Annotated in this window: 15 protein-coding genes, 1 tRNA gene and 1 pseudogene; 15 read left to right on the top strand and 2 right to left on the bottom strand. The window is 61.3% G+C overall.

Annotated features, from left to right (window positions below; genetic code table 11):
* Window positions 1-4 precede the first annotated feature (4 nt).
* Together AAC850_RS07780 and AAC850_RS07775 are read left to right on the top strand one after the other, a co-directional pair.
* Window positions 5-1,000, top strand: a complete 996-nt coding sequence (locus AAC850_RS07780) for a threonine aldolase family protein (protein WP_340588139.1) — start codon at window positions 5-7, stop codon at window positions 998-1,000.
* Between the two features lie 17 nt (window positions 1,001-1,017).
* Entirely contained in the window at window positions 1,018-1,962 is a 945-nt protein-coding gene (locus tag AAC850_RS07775) for a DMT family transporter (protein WP_340588540.1), read from the top strand.
* Here the strand turns inward: AAC850_RS07775 and AAC850_RS07770 are convergent.
* Complete coding sequence (locus tag AAC850_RS07770) at window positions 1,959-2,735, bottom strand: Rossmann-fold NAD(P)-binding domain-containing protein (RefSeq protein ID WP_340588138.1); 777 nt, start codon at window positions 2,733-2,735, stop codon at window positions 1,959-1,961. The two genes, AAC850_RS07775 and AAC850_RS07770, sit on opposite strands and share 4 nt — an antisense overlap.
* Before the next feature lie 52 nt (window positions 2,736-2,787).
* Here AAC850_RS07770 and pepN point away from each other — a divergent pair, with 52 nt between their 5' ends.
* The 9 genes from pepN (at window position 2,788) to AAC850_RS07725 (ending at window position 12,468) form a co-directional block, all read left to right on the top strand.
* Window positions 2,788-5,442 carry an aminopeptidase N gene (pepN, locus tag AAC850_RS07765; protein WP_340588136.1) on the top strand — a complete coding sequence of 885 codons (2,655 nt, stop codon included), beginning with the start codon at window positions 2,788-2,790 and terminating at the stop codon, window positions 5,440-5,442.
* Window positions 5,435-6,124, top strand: a complete 690-nt coding sequence (gene pgeF / locus AAC850_RS07760; protein WP_340588135.1) for a peptidoglycan editing factor PgeF — start codon at window positions 5,435-5,437, stop codon at window positions 6,122-6,124. Before pepN ends, pgeF begins: the two co-directional genes overlap by 8 nt.
* Before the next feature lie 199 nt (window positions 6,125-6,323).
* Window positions 6,324-6,890 carry a ubiquinol-cytochrome c reductase iron-sulfur subunit gene (gene petA / locus AAC850_RS07755; protein ID WP_340588134.1) on the top strand — a complete coding sequence of 189 codons (567 nt, stop codon included), beginning with the start codon at window positions 6,324-6,326 and terminating at the stop codon, window positions 6,888-6,890.
* Window positions 6,891-6,909: 19 nt separating this feature from the next.
* A complete protein-coding gene (locus tag AAC850_RS07750) occupies window positions 6,910-8,205 on the top strand; it encodes a cytochrome b (protein WP_340588132.1) in 1,296 nt (431 codons plus the stop codon).
* Window positions 8,206-8,234: 29 nt separating this feature from the next.
* Window positions 8,235-9,110 (top strand): cytochrome c1, encoded by an 876-nt coding sequence (locus AAC850_RS07745; protein WP_340588131.1) that lies wholly within the window; start codon window positions 8,235-8,237, stop codon window positions 9,108-9,110.
* A 22-nt stretch (window positions 9,111-9,132) separates the two neighbouring features.
* Window positions 9,133-9,669, top strand: coding sequence for an adenine phosphoribosyltransferase (locus AAC850_RS07740; RefSeq protein ID WP_340588130.1), 537 nt, complete (start codon window positions 9,133-9,135; stop codon window positions 9,667-9,669).
* A 95-nt stretch (window positions 9,670-9,764) separates the two neighbouring features.
* Complete coding sequence (locus tag AAC850_RS07735) at window positions 9,765-11,675, top strand: cation:proton antiporter (protein WP_340588129.1); 1,911 nt, start codon at window positions 9,765-9,767, stop codon at window positions 11,673-11,675.
* A gap of 17 nt (window positions 11,676-11,692) precedes the next feature.
* Window positions 11,693-12,343: an OmpA family protein gene (locus AAC850_RS07730; protein ID WP_340588128.1), complete on the top strand. Its 651-nt coding sequence runs from the start codon at window positions 11,693-11,695 to the stop codon at window positions 12,341-12,343.
* A 51-nt stretch (window positions 12,344-12,394) separates the two neighbouring features.
* Window positions 12,395-12,468: transfer RNA gene (locus tag AAC850_RS07725), tRNA-Gly, on the top strand.
* A gap of 34 nt (window positions 12,469-12,502) precedes the next feature.
* Here the strand turns inward: AAC850_RS07725 and panC are convergent.
* Window positions 12,503-13,357, bottom strand: coding sequence for a pantoate--beta-alanine ligase (panC, locus tag AAC850_RS07720; RefSeq protein ID WP_340588127.1), 855 nt, complete (start codon window positions 13,355-13,357; stop codon window positions 12,503-12,505).
* Between the two features lie 68 nt (window positions 13,358-13,425).
* Between panC and AAC850_RS07715 the strand changes: the two genes are divergently transcribed.
* From AAC850_RS07715 to AAC850_RS07700, 4 genes and pseudogenes are all read left to right on the top strand, one after another.
* Entirely contained in the window at window positions 13,426-14,262 is an 837-nt protein-coding gene (locus AAC850_RS07715) for a division plane positioning ATPase MipZ (protein WP_340588126.1), read from the top strand.
* A complete protein-coding gene (locus AAC850_RS07710; protein WP_340588125.1) occupies window positions 14,216-14,548 on the top strand; it encodes a J domain-containing protein in 333 nt (110 codons plus the stop codon). The genes AAC850_RS07715 and AAC850_RS07710 overlap by 47 nt, the downstream gene beginning before the upstream one ends.
* 34 nt (window positions 14,549-14,582) lie before the next feature.
* On the top strand, window positions 14,583-16,010 hold the full coding sequence (gene pgmG / locus AAC850_RS07705) for a phosphoglucomutase/phosphomannomutase PgmG (RefSeq protein WP_340588124.1): 1,428 nt from the start codon (window positions 14,583-14,585) through the stop codon (window positions 16,008-16,010).
* A gap of 3 nt (window positions 16,011-16,013) precedes the next feature.
* Window positions 16,014-16,349, top strand: a pseudogene (locus tag AAC850_RS07700) (hypothetical protein); the annotation flags it as partial.

Genomic DNA, 16,349 nt, shown 5'->3' with positions numbered 1-16,349 from the left:
CATGATGCAATTCATGTCAGACAATGCCGCCCCTGTGCACCCCCGCGTGTGGGACGCGATGCGCGCCGCCGATAGCGCCGACACGCCATATGATACCGATGCACTGAGCCGGGAGCTGGACGCACGCTTTTCCGCGCTGTTCGGGCGCGAATGCGCGGCGCTGTGGGTCGCGACGGGTACGGCGGCCAACTGCCTCGCACTATCCACGATGGTCGAACCGCATGGCGGCGTGATCTGCCACGAAGAAGCCCATATCGAGATGGACGAATGCGGCGCGCCGGGCTTCTACCTGCACGGCGCCAAACTGCTGCTGGCCGGTGGCGTGGGCGCAAAGCTTGCACCCGAGGCGATTGCAGAGGTGCTCGCCGGGATCACCCGCGGTGTGCACCAGGTGCCTGCCCAGGCGATTTCGATCACTCAGGCGAGCGAATACGGACTGGTCTATAGTCATGGCGAACTTGACGCGGTCGCTGCTCTGGCCCGCGAACATGGGCTAGGCCTCCACATGGACGGCGCGCGATTTGCCAATGCGGCGGCGCATCTTGCCTGCTCTCCCGCCGAAGCGGCAGGGGCAGTCGATGCGCTCAGCTTCGGCTTCGTAAAGAATGGCGGAATGGGAGCCGAGGCTATCGTATTCTTCGATCCCGAAAAGGCGGCGACGATTCATTTCCGCCGCAAGCGCGCAGGCCATCTGCAAAGCAAGGGGCGGTTCCTCGCGGCGCAAATCCTCGCCATGCTGGACGATGACCTGTGGCTCGCCAATGCGCGCGCGGCCAATGACGCCGCGCAGATCGTGGCCAAGGCCGCAGGCGAGCGACTTGTTCATCCCGCGCAGGTGAACGAATTGTTCGTGCGGATGAATGCGGTAGAGCGCGCCGCGCTGCGGACACAGGGTTTCGCCTTTTACGATTGGGACGACAGTAGCATTCGCCTCGTCACAAGCTGGGCGACCGATCCGGGTCATGCGCAGGCTCTGGGCAAGGCCATCGCTGCCCTGTGACCGGCGACCAGCCTTCGATGCTGAGCTGGCGCGTCATCCTGCCCTTCGTCCTCACCGGGACGATCTGGGGCTCGACCTGGTACGTAATCACGGGACAGATCGACGGTGTGCCAGCCGCATGGTCGGTATTCTACCGCTTTGCGCTTGCCACCCCGGCGCTGTTCCTTGTCGCGCGGCTGATGCGGCGGCGGCTGGTGCTTACAAGGCGCGAACACCTGCTCGCCGCTTTCATCGGCCTGTTCCAATTCAGCGCCAATTTCCTGTTCGTCTACCACGCCGAGCTGTTTGTCACTTCGGGGATCGTCGCGATGATGTTTGCGCTGCTGATGGTGCCCAATGCGCTGTTTGCGCGGTTCTTCCTTGGCGAGCGGGTGACGGGCGGCTTCCTGCTCGGCAGCGCGGTGGCTATTGTCGGGACGTCCTTCCTCTTGTTCAACGAATGGCAGTCCAATCCGGACGCAGGCGTGATCGGTGGCAACGTGGCGCTTGGCATTGGCCTGGCGCTGCTAGGCATCCTTGCAGCGTCGATCGCCAATGTCGTGCAGGCGAACCCAACGGGGCGCGGCGTGCCGATGGTCAGCCTGCTCGCATGGGCGATGCTTTATGGCACGGCGATTGATCTGTTCTTCGCGCTGATTACCGCCGGGCCGCCGCCCCTGCCGATGCGCGGCGAATATTGGGGCGGGATCATTTATCTTGCTCTGATCGGATCGGTGGTGACGTTTCCGCTGCACTATAACCTCGTGCGCGAGATCGGTGCGGGCCGCACGGCCTATAACTCGATCCTCACGATTGGCGTGGCGATGCTGCTCTCGACCCTGTTTGAAGGCTATCGCTGGACCGCGCTTCCCGCCGTGGGCATGGCGTTGGCGGTGCTGGGCATGGTGCTGGCCCTGCGCGCGCGCAAACAGAAAAGCGTGCAGGTGCAGCAGTCGGTACGGATGCGGCAGGGCGAAAGCTAGAGCAGGCTGGCGAGGCCTTCGCGGTATGTCGGATAGGCGGGCCGCCAGCCGAGGACGCGCCTGGCCTTGCCATTCGCCACCCGGCGGTTCTCCGCATAGAAACCGCGCGCCATGTCGGACAGGCCTGCCTCGTCCATCGTTTGCAGCGGTGGCGGCTCGCTGCCCAGCAGGCGGCAGGCCTGCTCGATCACGGCGTTCTGGCTGCACGGAAGATCATCGCCAAGATTATAGGCTCCTAGCGGCGCATCGCCCGTAATCGCAGCAAGCACGCCGCTGGCGATATCCTCTACATGGACCCTGCTGAAGACCTGTCCCGTCAAATCGATCCGATGCGCCTTGCCGCTGCGCACGCGGTCGAGCGGACTGCGGCCCGGCCCGTAGATTCCGGGCAAGCGGAATACATGCGCCCCGTGTTCCATCCACGCCGCATCACAATATGCGCGGGCGGTTCGCCGACCGGTGCCGGTGGGAGCGCTTTCGTCGACCCAGGCCCCTTTTGTGTCTCCGTAAACCCCCGTTGAAGACAGGTAGCCGAACCGCTTGGAATCCAGCGTCTTGCCATATTTTGCGAGCACCGGATCGCCGCCCTCGGCAGGCGGTACCGACGACAGGACATAGTCGGCACTGTCGATATGCCGCGAAACAGCATCCACGTCGTCAAAAGCCACTTCGCCATCGCTTCCTGTTGCCGAAACATGCCAACCGCCTGCTTCGGCAAGTGCCTTGATCCGTTTCGCCGTGTACCCCAGCCCAAGAATGAACATATGTGCCATGTCGTGCGTTTAGACACTCGACAGCCCGAAGATAAGGACCCAAATTCCCACCATGGATATCGCCCGCACCCCATCGACGCCGGAAGGCAATCCCGAAATGGCAGATGCTGCCCGTGAACCGAAGGCTCCGGCAACGATCAGGCGCGAGGATTACAGGCCGTTTGCCTGGCTGGTGCCCGAAGTGTCGCTTGATTTCGATCTGGGACTTGAGTCGACCAAGGTTGTTGCGACGCTGACAGTCCGGCGCAATCCGAATGCGGAGGCGTCTCCCACAATCCGGCTCAATGGTGATGCGCTGGTGCCGGTTCGGGTCAAGGTGGATGGAGAGGCGACTACAAGTTGGGCAATGGATGATGACGACCTGCTGGTCAGCCTGCCGGGCGATGCGCACCAGATCGAGGTGACCACGCACATCAACCCTACCGAAAATACCGCGCTCATGGGCCTGTTCGCGTCCAATGGGATGCTCTGCACCCAGTGCGAGGCGGAAGGCTTCCGCCGCATCACCTTCTTCCCCGATCGGCCCGATGTACTTTCCACTTATCGCGTGCGGATGAGTGGCCCCACGGCGCTGTTCCCCGTGCTGCTTTCAAACGGCAACCTCGAATCCGAGGGCGAGGGTGAAGGCGGCACGCATTGGGCCGAATGGCACGATCCCTGGCCCAAGCCGAGCTATCTGTTCGCGCTGGTTGCAGGCGACCTGATAGCCAATTCCGACACGTTCACGACCATGTCGGGACGCGAGGTGGCTCTCAACATCTGGGTGCGCGAAAGCGATGAGGGGCGCACCGGCCACGCGATGGAATCGCTCAAGAAATCGATGCGATGGGACGAGGAAGTGTTCGGTCGCGAATATGACCTCGACCTGTTCAACATCGTCGCAGTCAGCGATTTCAACATGGGCGCGATGGAGAACAAGGGCCTGAACGTCTTCAACACGAAATATGTGCTCGCCGATGAAGACACGGCGACAGATGGCGATTTCGACGGAGTCGAAGGCGTCATCGCGCATGAGTATTTCCACAATTGGTCGGGCAACCGTGTCACCTGCCGCGACTGGTTCCAGTTGAGCCTGAAGGAAGGCTTCACCGTTCTTCGCGACCAGCTGTTCAGCCAGGACATGGGCAGCGCGCCGGTCAAGCGCATCGAGGACGTGCGCGTGCTGCGCGGTGCGCAATTCCCCGAAGATAGCGGACCGCTCGCGCATCCGATCCGGCCCGACAGCTACCGCGAGATCAGCAATTTTTACACCGCGACGATCTATAACAAGGGTGCTGAAGTCATCCGCATGATGCGCACCATGGCTGGCGAAGAAGCCTTCCGCAAAGGCACCGACCTATATTTCGACCGGCACGATGGCGAGGCCGCAACCTGCGAGGATTTCGTCAAGGCGATGGAAGATGGCGCCGGACTGGATCTTGAACAGTTCCGCTGGTGGTATTCGCAGGCAGGCACGCCGAAAGTGACGGTCAGGCTCGAGCATGAGGGCGATACCGCGACGCTGCATCTGGCGCAGGATGTTCCGCCGACGCCGGGCCAACCCAAGAAGCAGCCGATGCCCATTCCGCTCAAGCTGGCGTTGTTCGACCGGGAATCCGCGCAACACCATGGTGAACAACTGGTTGTGCTGAACAAGGCTGAAGATAGCTTGAGTTTTACCGGCTTCGCCAAACGTCCCGTGCTGTCGATCAATCGCGGCTTTTCCGCGCCCGTTTCGATCGAGCGCGATATTGCGCAGGACGATCTCGTTTTTCTCGCCGCCCATGATGACGATCCTTTCGCCCGCTACGAGGCCTTGCAGGATCTGGTTGTCGGCCATTTGAAAACCGTCGTCAGCGGAGAGCTTGATAATACGGCGCGAGATCACGCGCGCTCAGCCATCACTTCCGCAATCGCGTCGGTACTTGCCGACGAAGCGCTGGACGATCTGATGCGCGGCGAACTGCTGATCCTGCCGAGCGAGACCTATCTTGCCGAAACCATGCTGATCGCCGATCCCGGACGCATCCACGCAGAACGCCAGGCACTGCGAACGCATATCGGCAAAGCACTGGAAAGCGAATTCGTCGACTTGCACGAGCGGGCTTCCAGTGTGCCCTACAGCCTCTCGGCCGAGGCTCGAGGTGCGCGCAAGGTCAAGACGCAGGCGCTCATCTATCTCGGCGCCGGTAATCCCGAACGCGCGGCAGACCTGGCCGCCGCGCAATATGACGCAGCCGACAACATGACCGACCGGCAGGGCGCTCTGTTGGTCCTGTGCGGCTTGCAAGGTGTCGAACGGACCAACAAGCTGATCGATTTCTACAACCGCTATCAGGGCAACGCGCTGGTGGTGGACAAGTGGTTCGCCCTCCAGGCAGGTTCGATGCACCCATCCGCGCTAGCCCATGTGAAGGCGCTGGCCGATCATCCCGACTTCACGATGAAGAACCCCAACCGTGTGCGGTCCTTGTATATGGCGTTCGCCTATAACCCGCACGCCTTCCACGCCGAGGATGGCGAGGGATATCGCTTGATCGCCGATGTCATTCTGGCGCTCGACCCGATCAATCCGCAGACCGCCGCGCGCTTTGTGCCGCAACTGGGGCGCTGGCGGCGGATCGAGCCGGGCCGCTCGGCGCTGATGCGAAAGCAGCTCGAGCGCATCGCTGCGGCTCCCGGCCTCTCGCGCGATACCCACGAACAGGTAAGCCGCAGCCTTGATTGAAGAGCGGGAGATTATCCGCGCAGACGTGCTAGACGGTGTGCCTCATGGCTTCCTGACAGGCGTTGGGCACTCAGGCGAGCCCGACCCCGCGTTTGTCGTGCCCGGCGGGCGGCTTGTGCTTGTGCAGCAGGTCCACTCGCCGCTGGCACTGGCGGTAGCTGCGCCATTTACTGGTGGTCCCCGGCCCGAAGCCGATGCACTGGTGACCGCAACGCCCGGCCTCGTTCTCGGAATAAAGACCGCAGACTGCGCACCTGTCCTGTTGGCAGATCGTGCGGCAGGCGTTGTCGGCGCAGCTCACGCAGGATGGCGCGGTGCGCATTTCGGCGTGCTCGAAGCGACTGTGCGACGCATGGAAGAGTTAGGTGCAAGCCGCAGCAGCATCAATGCCGCAATCGGCCCCACGATTGCGCTGGAGAATTACGAAGTCGGTTTCGATTTCGTCGAGCAATTCGAAGATCGCCACCGCAGCTTCTTTACCCGCAGTACGCCGGGAAAATGGAAGTTCGACCTGCCAGCATACGTGCGATGGCGGCTCGAATCGCTGCATCTGGCTAAGGTCGCACTGATCGGGATCGACACATATGCCGATGAAACCCGTTTCCATTCGTACCGCCGCGCAACCCATCGCGGCGTACCAGACGGGGGTCGCCAGTATTCCTTGATTGCTTTGCCGGAATAGGTGCTTCGCCACCACTGTCGGCAGCTGGACGTGGACCAAGGCCAAAAGGCGGGTTGGCAGGGCGGATTTGCTCGTCTATCAGCCGCGCCAAGCATGCGTCCGGCGCAGGGTCGGCGCGCGTGATTTGAACACGATTCCCTAGCGGGCCGCATCTTCCGACTTCTCGGTCACCCGGCGGTTCGATTTGCAAGGCAAGGACATGGCAACCACTACAGGCACTCCTGAAGCGAATGAAGTTGCTGGCGAGGATGGCGTTCGCCGCCGCGACTTTATCGAGATCGCAGCGGTCTCCGCTGCCGGCGTTGGCGGACTGGTCATGGTCTACCCGCTGGTCAGCCAGATGGCACCGTCGGCTGATGTTCTGGCGGAAAGCACCACCGAACTTGACATCGGTGCGCTCGAAACCGGGCAGGCGGTCAAGGCGGTATTCCGCAAGCAGCCGGTTTTTGTCCGTCGTTTGACTCCCGCCGAAATGCAGGCTGCCGATGCAGTCGATGCCGAATCGCTTCGCGATCCACAGACGCTGGCCGACCGCACTCAGGAAGGCCATGAGGACGTTCTCGTCGTAATGGGTGTCTGCACCCACCTCGGCTGCGTTCCGCTGGGTGCCGCAGAAGGCGAGAACAAGGGTGAGTACGGCGGCTATTTCTGCCCCTGCCACGGTTCGCACTACGACACTGCCGCACGCATTCGCAAAGGCCCGGCGCCGACCAATCTTGAAGTGCCGGAATACACCATCACCGATACGACCCTCGTGATCGGCTAAGGCTAAGAAGAGACTTGCTATGAGCTTCCCCTGGGCGAAGGAATATGAGCCGAAGTACGGGCTGACCAAGTTTTTCGACGAAAAACTGCCTCTGCCGCGTCTGGTCTACAATGCTGTCGGCGCTGGTTATCCGGTGCCGCGCAACCTTTCCTACTTCTGGAATTTCGGCGTGCTGGCGGGCTTCTGCCTGATGCTGCAAATCGTCACCGGCATTGTGCTGGCGATGCATTATGCCGCCAATGCCGACGTTGCTTTCGCCTCGGTCGAGCACATCATGCGCGACGTCAACTGGGGCTGGCTGATGCGCTATGCGCACGCCAATGGCGCCAGTTTCTTCTTCATGGTGATTTACATCCATATCTTCCGCGGCTTCTTCTACGCTTCTTACAAGCCTCCGCGCGAAATGATCTGGCTGCTCGGCGTGGTCATCTTCCTGCTGATGATGGCAACTGCCTTTATGGGTTACGTCCTGCCGTGGGGCCAGATGAGCTTCTGGGGCGCAAAGGTCATCACCGGCCTGTTTGGCGCCATCCCGCTCGTAGGTGAGCCGCTGCAAATCTGGCTGCTGGGCGGCTACGCACCGGACAACGCCGCGCTCAACCGCTTCTTCAGCCTGCACTATCTGCTGCCGTTCGTGATTGCGGGCGCTGTCATCCTGCACATTTGGGCATTGCACATTCCCGGCTCATCGAACCCGACCGGTGTCGAGGTGAAGCAGGAAAGCGATACGCTGCCGTTCCACCCCTACTACACCGCCAAGGATGGTTTCGGACTGGGCGTTTTCCTGCTGCTGTTCTTCGCCTTCGTGTTCTTCCTGCCCAATATCCTGGGTCATCCGGATAACTACATCCCGGCGAATCCGCTTTCGACACCTGCGCACATCGTGCCCGAATGGTATTTCTACCCGTTCTACGCGATCCTGCGCGCCTTCACCTTCGATTTCATCCTGCCGGCCAAGCTGTGGGGTGTGCTGGCGATGTTCGCGGCGATCCTGGTGTGGTTCTTCCTGCCGTGGCTCGACAAGGGTCCGGTGCGCTCGGGCCATTATCGCCCGCTGTTCCGCAAGTTCTTCTGGTTCGGCCTGATCCCGACGATGATCGTCCTGTTCATCTGCGGTGGCGCTCCGGCTGAAGAGCCCTATGTGATGATCAGCCAGCTGGCGACCGCATACTACTTCCTGCACTTCCTGGTGATCCTGCCGATCGTGTCCTCGATCGAACGGCCCGACCCTATGCCCTACTCGATTACCGAGGCGGTGCTGGGATCGGACAAGAAGGCGGTGCTGGGCGAAAACGCCGAGCCGGTGGCCGTTTGAGCGGCCGGGTTTAAGGGAAAGACGATATTATGATCCGCCTCATTGGTATTCTTGTCGGCCTTGGCTTCGCCTTCGTGGTCTTGTTGACCTTTGCTATCGGGTTTTACACCTGGTCGACCGAGGAAAGCACGGAAACTGCCGAGCATGCATTCCACCAGGAAGCAATCGCGCCCGACGGCGGCTTTGCCTTCGACGGCCCGCTCGGCAATTGGGATATCGCCCAGTTGCAGCGCGGCTACCAGGTTTACAAGGAAGTGTGCGCGGCCTGCCACTCGCTCAACTACGTTGCCTTCCGCAACCTCGGCGATCTTGCCTATTCCGAAGCACAGGTGAAGGCAGAGGCGGAAAGCTGGATGGTGCCGGGCATCAATCCCGACACCGGCGAAGCAGCGATGCGCGCCGCCACTCCGGTCGATTATTTCCCGTCGCCCTATCCCAATGCGGTGGCAGCAGCTGCGGCGAACAACAATGCCATTCCGCCTGATCTTTCGCTGATGACCAAGGCGCGTCCGAACGGCTCCAACTATGTCTATTCGCTGCTGACCGGTTACGATGACGCAGCCACTTACACGAATGAAGATGGCCACAGGTTTGCCGAACAATTCCCCGATTCGATGCCGGGAACGGGCCTCTACTTCAATCCGTATTTCGCCAACCTCAACATCGCCATGGCACCTCCGCTTACGACTGCTGGCCAGGTGACCTATGCCGACGGTACCGAAGCAACGGTCGACCAGATGTCTGCCGACGTTGCCGCCTTCCTCACCTGGACTGCCGAGCCGAAGATGATCGCGCGCAAGCAGACCGGCTGGTGGGTGCTTGCCTTCACGCTGTTCGCAACGATCCTGGCGTGGTTCGCCAAGAAGCAGGTCTGGGCAGCCGTAAAGCCCAAGCGCGAAGATTGAGCGGACACTGACGAAGCGCGCCATGACCGCTGAAGCGATCAAGGCGCGCATTCGCACCATCCCGGATTTCCCCAAACAGGGGATCCAGTTCCGCGATATCACTACGTTGCTCGCCGATGCCGAGGGCCTGTCCCTCGCCGTTGATGCGCTCGCGAATTTGGCGGGCGAAGCCACAGTGGACGCGGTCGCCGGTATCGAGGCGCGTGGGTTCATCTTCGGGAGTGCGCTCGCCGTAAGGCTTGGCACCGGTTTCATTCCGCTCCGCAAGGCGGGCAAGCTGCCCGTCGACGCCATAGGCGAGGATTATTCGCTCGAATATGGCACTGCCCGCCTTGAGCTCGATCCCGGTCTGATCAGAGATGGGGAGCGGATACTTCTGGTTGATGACCTGCTTGCTACGGGCGGCACTGCCATCGCCGGAGCAAAGCTGCTCAGGCGTGCCGGGGGAATCGTGGACCGGGCATTGTTCGTAGTCGAATTGCCCGAGCTCGGCGGCGCGCAGGCATTGGCGTCCCAGGGTCTTGCGACGGGCGCAGCGGTGTCATTCGAGGGTCATTGACGGGTTGCGCCATCGAGCGGAATTTCGGGGATACGGGAGAAAAATCCGGTTTCGGTCATTAATGCGCTAAAGGGATGTTCGTCCCGGGGAGAATCATGGAACAGCAAGCACTCACTATCGCCCTCGTCGGCGTGCTTGGCATCGGCGCACAATGGCTCGCCTGGCGCACCGGCTGGCCGGCGATCGTGCTCATGCTCGCTGCGGGCTTCCTTGCCGGACCAGTGCTTGGATATTTCGGATATCGCATTCTCGACCCCGAAGCTGCATTCGGCGATCTGCTCGGCCCCATGGTTGGTATCGGCGTTGCCCTGATCCTGTTCGAGGGCGGTCTCAGTCTCGACTTCCGCGAACTGAGAAAATATGGCGAAGGTGTCTGGCGGCTGGTGTTCCTGGGTGTCCCGATCGGCTGGCTGCTAGGGTCGCTTGCCTGCTATTACATCGCCGGTCTCGCATGGCCGGTAGCAATCCTGTTCGCAGGCATCCTCGTGGTGACCGGACCGACCGTCGTGCTTCCGTTGCTGCGACAATCGTCGGTGCAACAGCGCCCCGCTGCCCTGCTCAAATGGGAATCCATCGTCAACGATCCGATCGGCGCACTATGCGCCGTGGTGGCTTATGAGTATTTCCGCGCCACCGTTGAGGATGGCGGCACAGCCTTCGAGGTCATCCCCGAGATCGCCATCGCCGGGATTATTTCGGGCGCGATAGGCTATGCAGCGGCGAGATTGATCGCCTGGAGTTTCCCGCGCGGCCATGTGCCCGAATACCTCAAGGTTCCCGTACTGCTTGTTGCGGTGATCGGCACCTTCGTCATCTGCAACAAGATCGAGCATGAGGCGGGCCTCGTTGCTGTTACTGTAATGGGTGTCGCGCTTGCCAACATGCATGTCTCGAGCCTGCGGAGTATCCACCCCTTCAAGCAGAACGTTGCGGTCTTGCTGGTGTCGGGCATCTTCATCCTGCTGTCGTCTTCGCTCGACCTGTCGGAATTGCGATACCTCAACCCGTTCGAGGTCGCCGGGCTGCGGCTTTTCCTCTTCCTTCTTGCACTGCTGTTCCTTGTTCGACCGGCGACGATCTTGCTGTCGATGCTTGGCAGTTCAGTACCCTGGAACGAGCGCCTGTTCCTCGCATGGATCGCACCGCGCGGCATCGTGCTGGTTGCCATCAGCGGCCTGTTCGCCTTGCGCCTGTCCGACCTCGGCTATGCCGATGGCTCGATCCTGATCGGGCTCAGCTTTGCAGTAGTCGTGGCAACCATTGTTGCGCACGGTTTCACCGTCAATTTTGTCGCCAGCCTGCTCAAGGTAAAAGGTGCGTCGCGGCCCGGGCTGCTGATTGCCGGGGCAACGCCGTGGAGCATCGCCCTGGCCGAGCGGCTGCATAATCTGGAAACCCCGGTGATGGTCGTAGATTCATCCTGGCAACGGCTCAAGCCAGCACGCGCTCTGGGCCTTCCGACGTATCACGGCGAAATCCTGAATGAGGCAACCGAGCACAATCTCGACCTGACCCCGTTCCAGTCGCTCGTCGCGGCGACCGATAACGAGGCATATAACGCGCTGGTGTGTTCCGAGTTCGCTCCCGAGATCGGGACCGACAAAGTGTACCAGCTTGGCGAAGGTGACGAAGACGATGACGATCACCGGGCCTTGCCCGCATCGTTGCGTGGTCGCGCCCTGTTTGCCTCGGGCTTCGGCGTGGATGACGTGCAGCAACGCCAGCAGGAAGGCTGGGTTTTGCGGCGAACGAAGCTGTCAGAACAATTCAACATAGAGGATGCGCGGGAATCTTTGCCCAATGCCGCCAATATGTTGTTGCTGATCAAGCCCGACGGTGAGTTGAAGTTCTTCACCCACGCCTCTGCACCCGAACCGCAACCCGGCGATTCGGTCATCTCATTCTCCCCGCCGCGAGAGCACAGCGAGGAGAAGGCAGCACGAAACGCCGACAGGACCGCCGCACGCAAGGGGTCGAAATCCGATCCCACACCCGATCCGGCATGATCTTCAGGACAAGATATATGAAAAACCGATTCCCGATTTTCCGTATCGCATTGCTCGGTGCAGCCGCCGTTTCGCTTACTGCATGCGAAATGCGCCGCGATGGAGCCAGTGAGGATGATCCCGAGCCAGTAGCTACTGAAACGCCAGATGGCGGCGAGCCCACGTCAGCGGCCTCGCCCACACCAAGCGAAAGTGCTTCGCCTTCGGCATCAATATTCCGTGATGACCTGGAGGAAATCGACGGTCTCGAAGTTGATACGCCGACCGAACCACTTGCCCTGACGATTCCCTTCCCCGACGGCGCCGATATCAATGCGCGCGCCGAGCGAGTGCTGGCGAGCGTGATCCGTTCGGACGCTCTTGAAGAGGATTGGCCGGTAATCCTTGAAGGCCACACAGACAGCTCGGGCAATGACCAGGCAAACCTGCGTGCTTCGCGCTCACGTGCAGAGGCGGTCGCTGCCTGGCTGGTCGAGCGCGGCGTGGATGACGACCGCATACAGGTTATCGCCTTCGGAGAGCAAAATCCTGCCGAGCCCAATGCCTTGCCCGATGGATCGCCGAATGAACCCGGTCGCCGCGCCAACCGCCGCGTCGAGTTGCGTATAGCGCCGCCGGTAAGCACCGACGAACCTCGAGCCGAAAGGCCCAACCGCTCGGGCAATTGATAAGAAGGCTTGACGCAGGCAGCTTGCCGGTGGCAATCGCCTCGCCGGAGCGCGGGTATAGCATAGTGGTAATGCTCCAGCCTTCCAAGCTGGCTAGAGGGGTTCGATTCCCCTTACCCGCTCCACGCTCGCCCGCGGCGAGCGCAGCCACTACCAACCTTAAGTGCCAATCACCGCCATGTTGTCGATCAGCCGTGTGCCGCCAATGCGCGCGGCAACGAACAGGCGGGCATTGCCGTTATCCGAGTCGAGTAAATCGATCGAATCGGCATCGCGCAACTCGGCGTAGTCGACGCTGGCAAATCCTGCGCCGAGCAATGCATCTTCGAGCATCGCAAGCGTCGGGCGTACTTCCTGACCATCCACTATGCGTGCGATCGCTTCCTGCATGGCCCGTGGTAGCGTGCCGGCAGCTTCACGCTGCTCTGGAGTGAGGTAAGCGTTACGGCTGCTCATCGCCAAACCGTCGGCCTCGCGCACGGTTGGCACGCCGAGGATGCTGTCTGCATGGGGCAGGACGAGGTCGAGATCACGCGCCATTCGGCGGATTACCGAGAGCTGTTGCCAGTCCTTCTCGCCGAACAGGGCCATATCGGGTCGCACCTGGTTGAACAGCTTGCACACCACGGTTGCCACGCCATCAAAATGGCCAGGCCTATCTCCGCCGCAGAGCCCACTGCTGACACCCGAAACGCTGACATTGGTGGCGTAGCCTTGCGGATACATCGCTTCGACGTCCGGTGCCCACAACAGGGTGACGCCCTCGGCTTCCAGCTTTGCGGAATCCTCTGCCAATTGGCGCGGGTAGGCATCGAGGTCCTCGTTCGGACCGAATTGACGCGGATTGACGAAGATCGAGGCGGCAACGTGATCGGCGACCTTGGCGGCCTCGCGGATCAGGGTCAGGTGCCCTTCGTGCAGGGCGCCCATTGTGGGGACCAGCGCGATACGCCCGCTGGCGCGCAATTCATCCACAGCTGAGCGCAAGGTTTCGAGTGCGGTGATGGTTTGCAAGCGCCAAAGCCTCCGATAGACTGATCAAACACTGCTAGCTGCCCACAAAGCCGAGAGAAAGCCCGTAAATGTCCACGCCGCATCGCATTGTCTTCGCCAATGAAAAGGGCGGCACGGGCAAATCCACCACCGCGGTGCATGTCGCGGTGGCGCTCGCTTATCAGGGTGCGAAGGTCGCCGCGCTCGACCTTGATACGCGGCAGGCAACCTTCTTCCGCTATTGCGAGAACCGCGCGACCACCCAAGAACGGCGGAGTATCACGTTGCCAGGCCCGGTCTTCGATACGTGCCGCGGCGACACCATCGCGCAATTGGAAGACGAAGCGGCACGCATCGGCGAAGGCGCAGACTTCATCATCTTCGATACGCCGGGCCGCGATGATCCCTTCGCGCGCCACGTCGCAGCGAGCGCCGATACGCTGGTCACCCCGATGAACGACAGCTTTGTCGATTTCGACCTCATCGGGCAGGTCGATGCCGAGACTTTCAAGGTGCGCAAGCTGTCCTTCTATGCGGAACTGATTTGGGAAGCACGGATCAAGCGCAGTCGAGCGCAGATTGAAGAACAGAAGCGCGAGATGGACTGGGTCGTGGTGAGGAACCGCACCGGCTACACCGACGCACGCAACCAGCGACGTATCGACCAAGCACTTACCGAGCTATCCAAGCGTGTGGGTTTTCGCGCGGTCCAGGGATTGTCCGAGCGCGTGATCTACCGTGAGCTGTTTCCGTCCGGCCTGACCCTGCTCGACAAGGGCCAGCTTGGCGAATTGGGGACAAGCCACCTCGTTGCACGGCAGGAATTGCGCAATCTGGTGCAGATCCTGCGCCTGGCGGTCCCCAAACGCAGCAGCGAGCATGCAAAAGACCTCAGCGCCACCAAACCCGCACCAATGGCTGCCTGACGTGCTGAAATTCGCCATTATCGCCGGCGCCGTGCTGTTGCTGTTCCGCTGGACATTCGGCCGGTGGCCATGGCAGCCCAAGATCAGCACCCGGAACCAGGCTGTTTTCCGCGCTCGCCGCCTGTTGGGAGTAGAGGCGGATTCCAACCGCGCCGACATCATTGCCGCGCACAAGCGGCTGGTGGCCATGGTTCATCCCGATCGCGGTGGCTCGAACGAGCAGGTCCACGAAGCCAATGCCGCCCGCGATCTTCTGCTAGACGAGTTGCCCCACGAAGTGCGCTAAGTTATCGCAGGGTCAAAGAAAGGCCCTCGCTTCCATGACTTATAATTTTCACTCAACAGTCCTGCGCGAATATGACATCCGCGGCATCATTGGCGAAACGCTCGGACCCGACGATGCGCGCGCCATCGGGCGCGGTTTCGGTACGCTGCTTGTGCGCGATCTCGGTGACTCGAAAAAGCCGAAGGTGGCGGTCGGCTACGATGGCCGTGTCAGCTCCCCCATACTCGAACACGCGCTGATCGAAGGCCTGACATCGAGTGGCTGCGATGTGCGCCGTATCGGCATGGGTGCGACCCCGATGCTCTACTACGCCGAAGCCTCAGCCGAAGAGGTGGATGGCGGCATTCAGATAACTGGCAGCCACAACCCCGCCAATTACAATGGCTTCAAAATGGTATTTCGCGGGCGACCGTTCTTCGGTGCCGACATCCAGACGCTCGGGGCCATGGCTGCCGAAGGTGACTGGGTCGACGGGTCCGGCGAAGTCGAGAGTGTCGACATCATTGACCGCTACATTGACCGGATGCTTACCGCGCTCGACGAGATTGACAGCGCTGCGTTGGAAGGTCTCACCGTGGCCTGGGATGCGGGCAATGGCGCTGCCGGTCCCGCGCTGGAAAAGCTCGCCGCGCGCCTGCCCGGAACACACCATCTGCTGTTCACCGAAGTGGACGGAAACTTTCCCAACCATCACCCTGATCCTACTGTCGAGGCGAACCTTGCCGACTTGCGCAAAGTGGTCGCCGAGAAGTCTTGCGACTTCGGGATTGCCTTTGACGGCGATGGCGACCGGATTGGCGCAATCGACGGCGAAGGCCGCGTCATCTGGGGTGATCAACTACTGATGATTTACGCTGAGGACCTCCTCGGGAAACTACCTAATTCGACCATTATCGCCGATGTGAAGGCCAGCCGCGCGTTGTTCGACCATGTCGAAAAGCATGGCGGACAGCCGATTATGTGGAAGACCGGTCACTCGCTGATTAAATCCAAAATGAAGGAAGTTTCTTCCCCTCTGGCGGGCGAGATGAGCGGACACGTGTTCTTTGCCGACGAATACTATGGTTTCGACGACGCGCTCTACGCCGGGATTCGCCTGATCGCGGCCTCGGCCCGGCTGGGCAAGTCGGTGACACAGCTACGCGGAGAGATGCCGGCGATGCTCAACACGCCTGAAATGCGTTTCCAGGTCGATGAAAGCCGCAAGTTCGCTGCGATTGAAGAGGTGAAGGCACGGTTGACGGGCGATGACGTGCCCGAAGGCGTCGAGGTCAACGCGACCGATGGCGTGCGCGTCAACACGCCCGACGGGTGGTGGCTGCTCCGCGCCTCCAATACGCAGGATGTGCTGGTCGCGCGCGCGGAGAGCAACACCGAGGACGGGCTGGAACGCCTGATGGGGCAGATCGACGAGCAACTGGCGCTGAGCGGCCTAGAACGCGGTGAGAGCGTGGGGCACTAACGGGTGAGCACGGTCAGTCCGGAAAGCTGGCCGTGGTCTGCGCTCGGCATTACAGAAACTGCCGACAAATCCGCCATTCGCGCAGCCTATGATGTGAAGCGGGCGGCGCTTGATGGCGGCGGCTCAATATCGGCCTTTGCCGACCTCACTGCGGCACGCGAGAAAGCGCTCTTCCTCGCCTCGGAACTGCAACGTGATGCGGAGCGGATGGCTGAGGCCGAAGTTGACACCTCGTCGCCACCGCAGGAGGCGCCTGCCGAACCCGAACCCGAACCCGAACCCGAACCCGAACCCGAACCCGAACCCGAACCCGAACCCGAACCCGAACCCGAACCCGAA

It is taken from the genome of Erythrobacter alti, assembly GCF_037996805.1.
Lineage (GTDB): Bacteria > Pseudomonadota > Alphaproteobacteria > Sphingomonadales > Sphingomonadaceae > Alteraurantiacibacter > Alteraurantiacibacter alti.
This window is presented reverse-complemented; position numbering and strand designations above follow the sequence as displayed.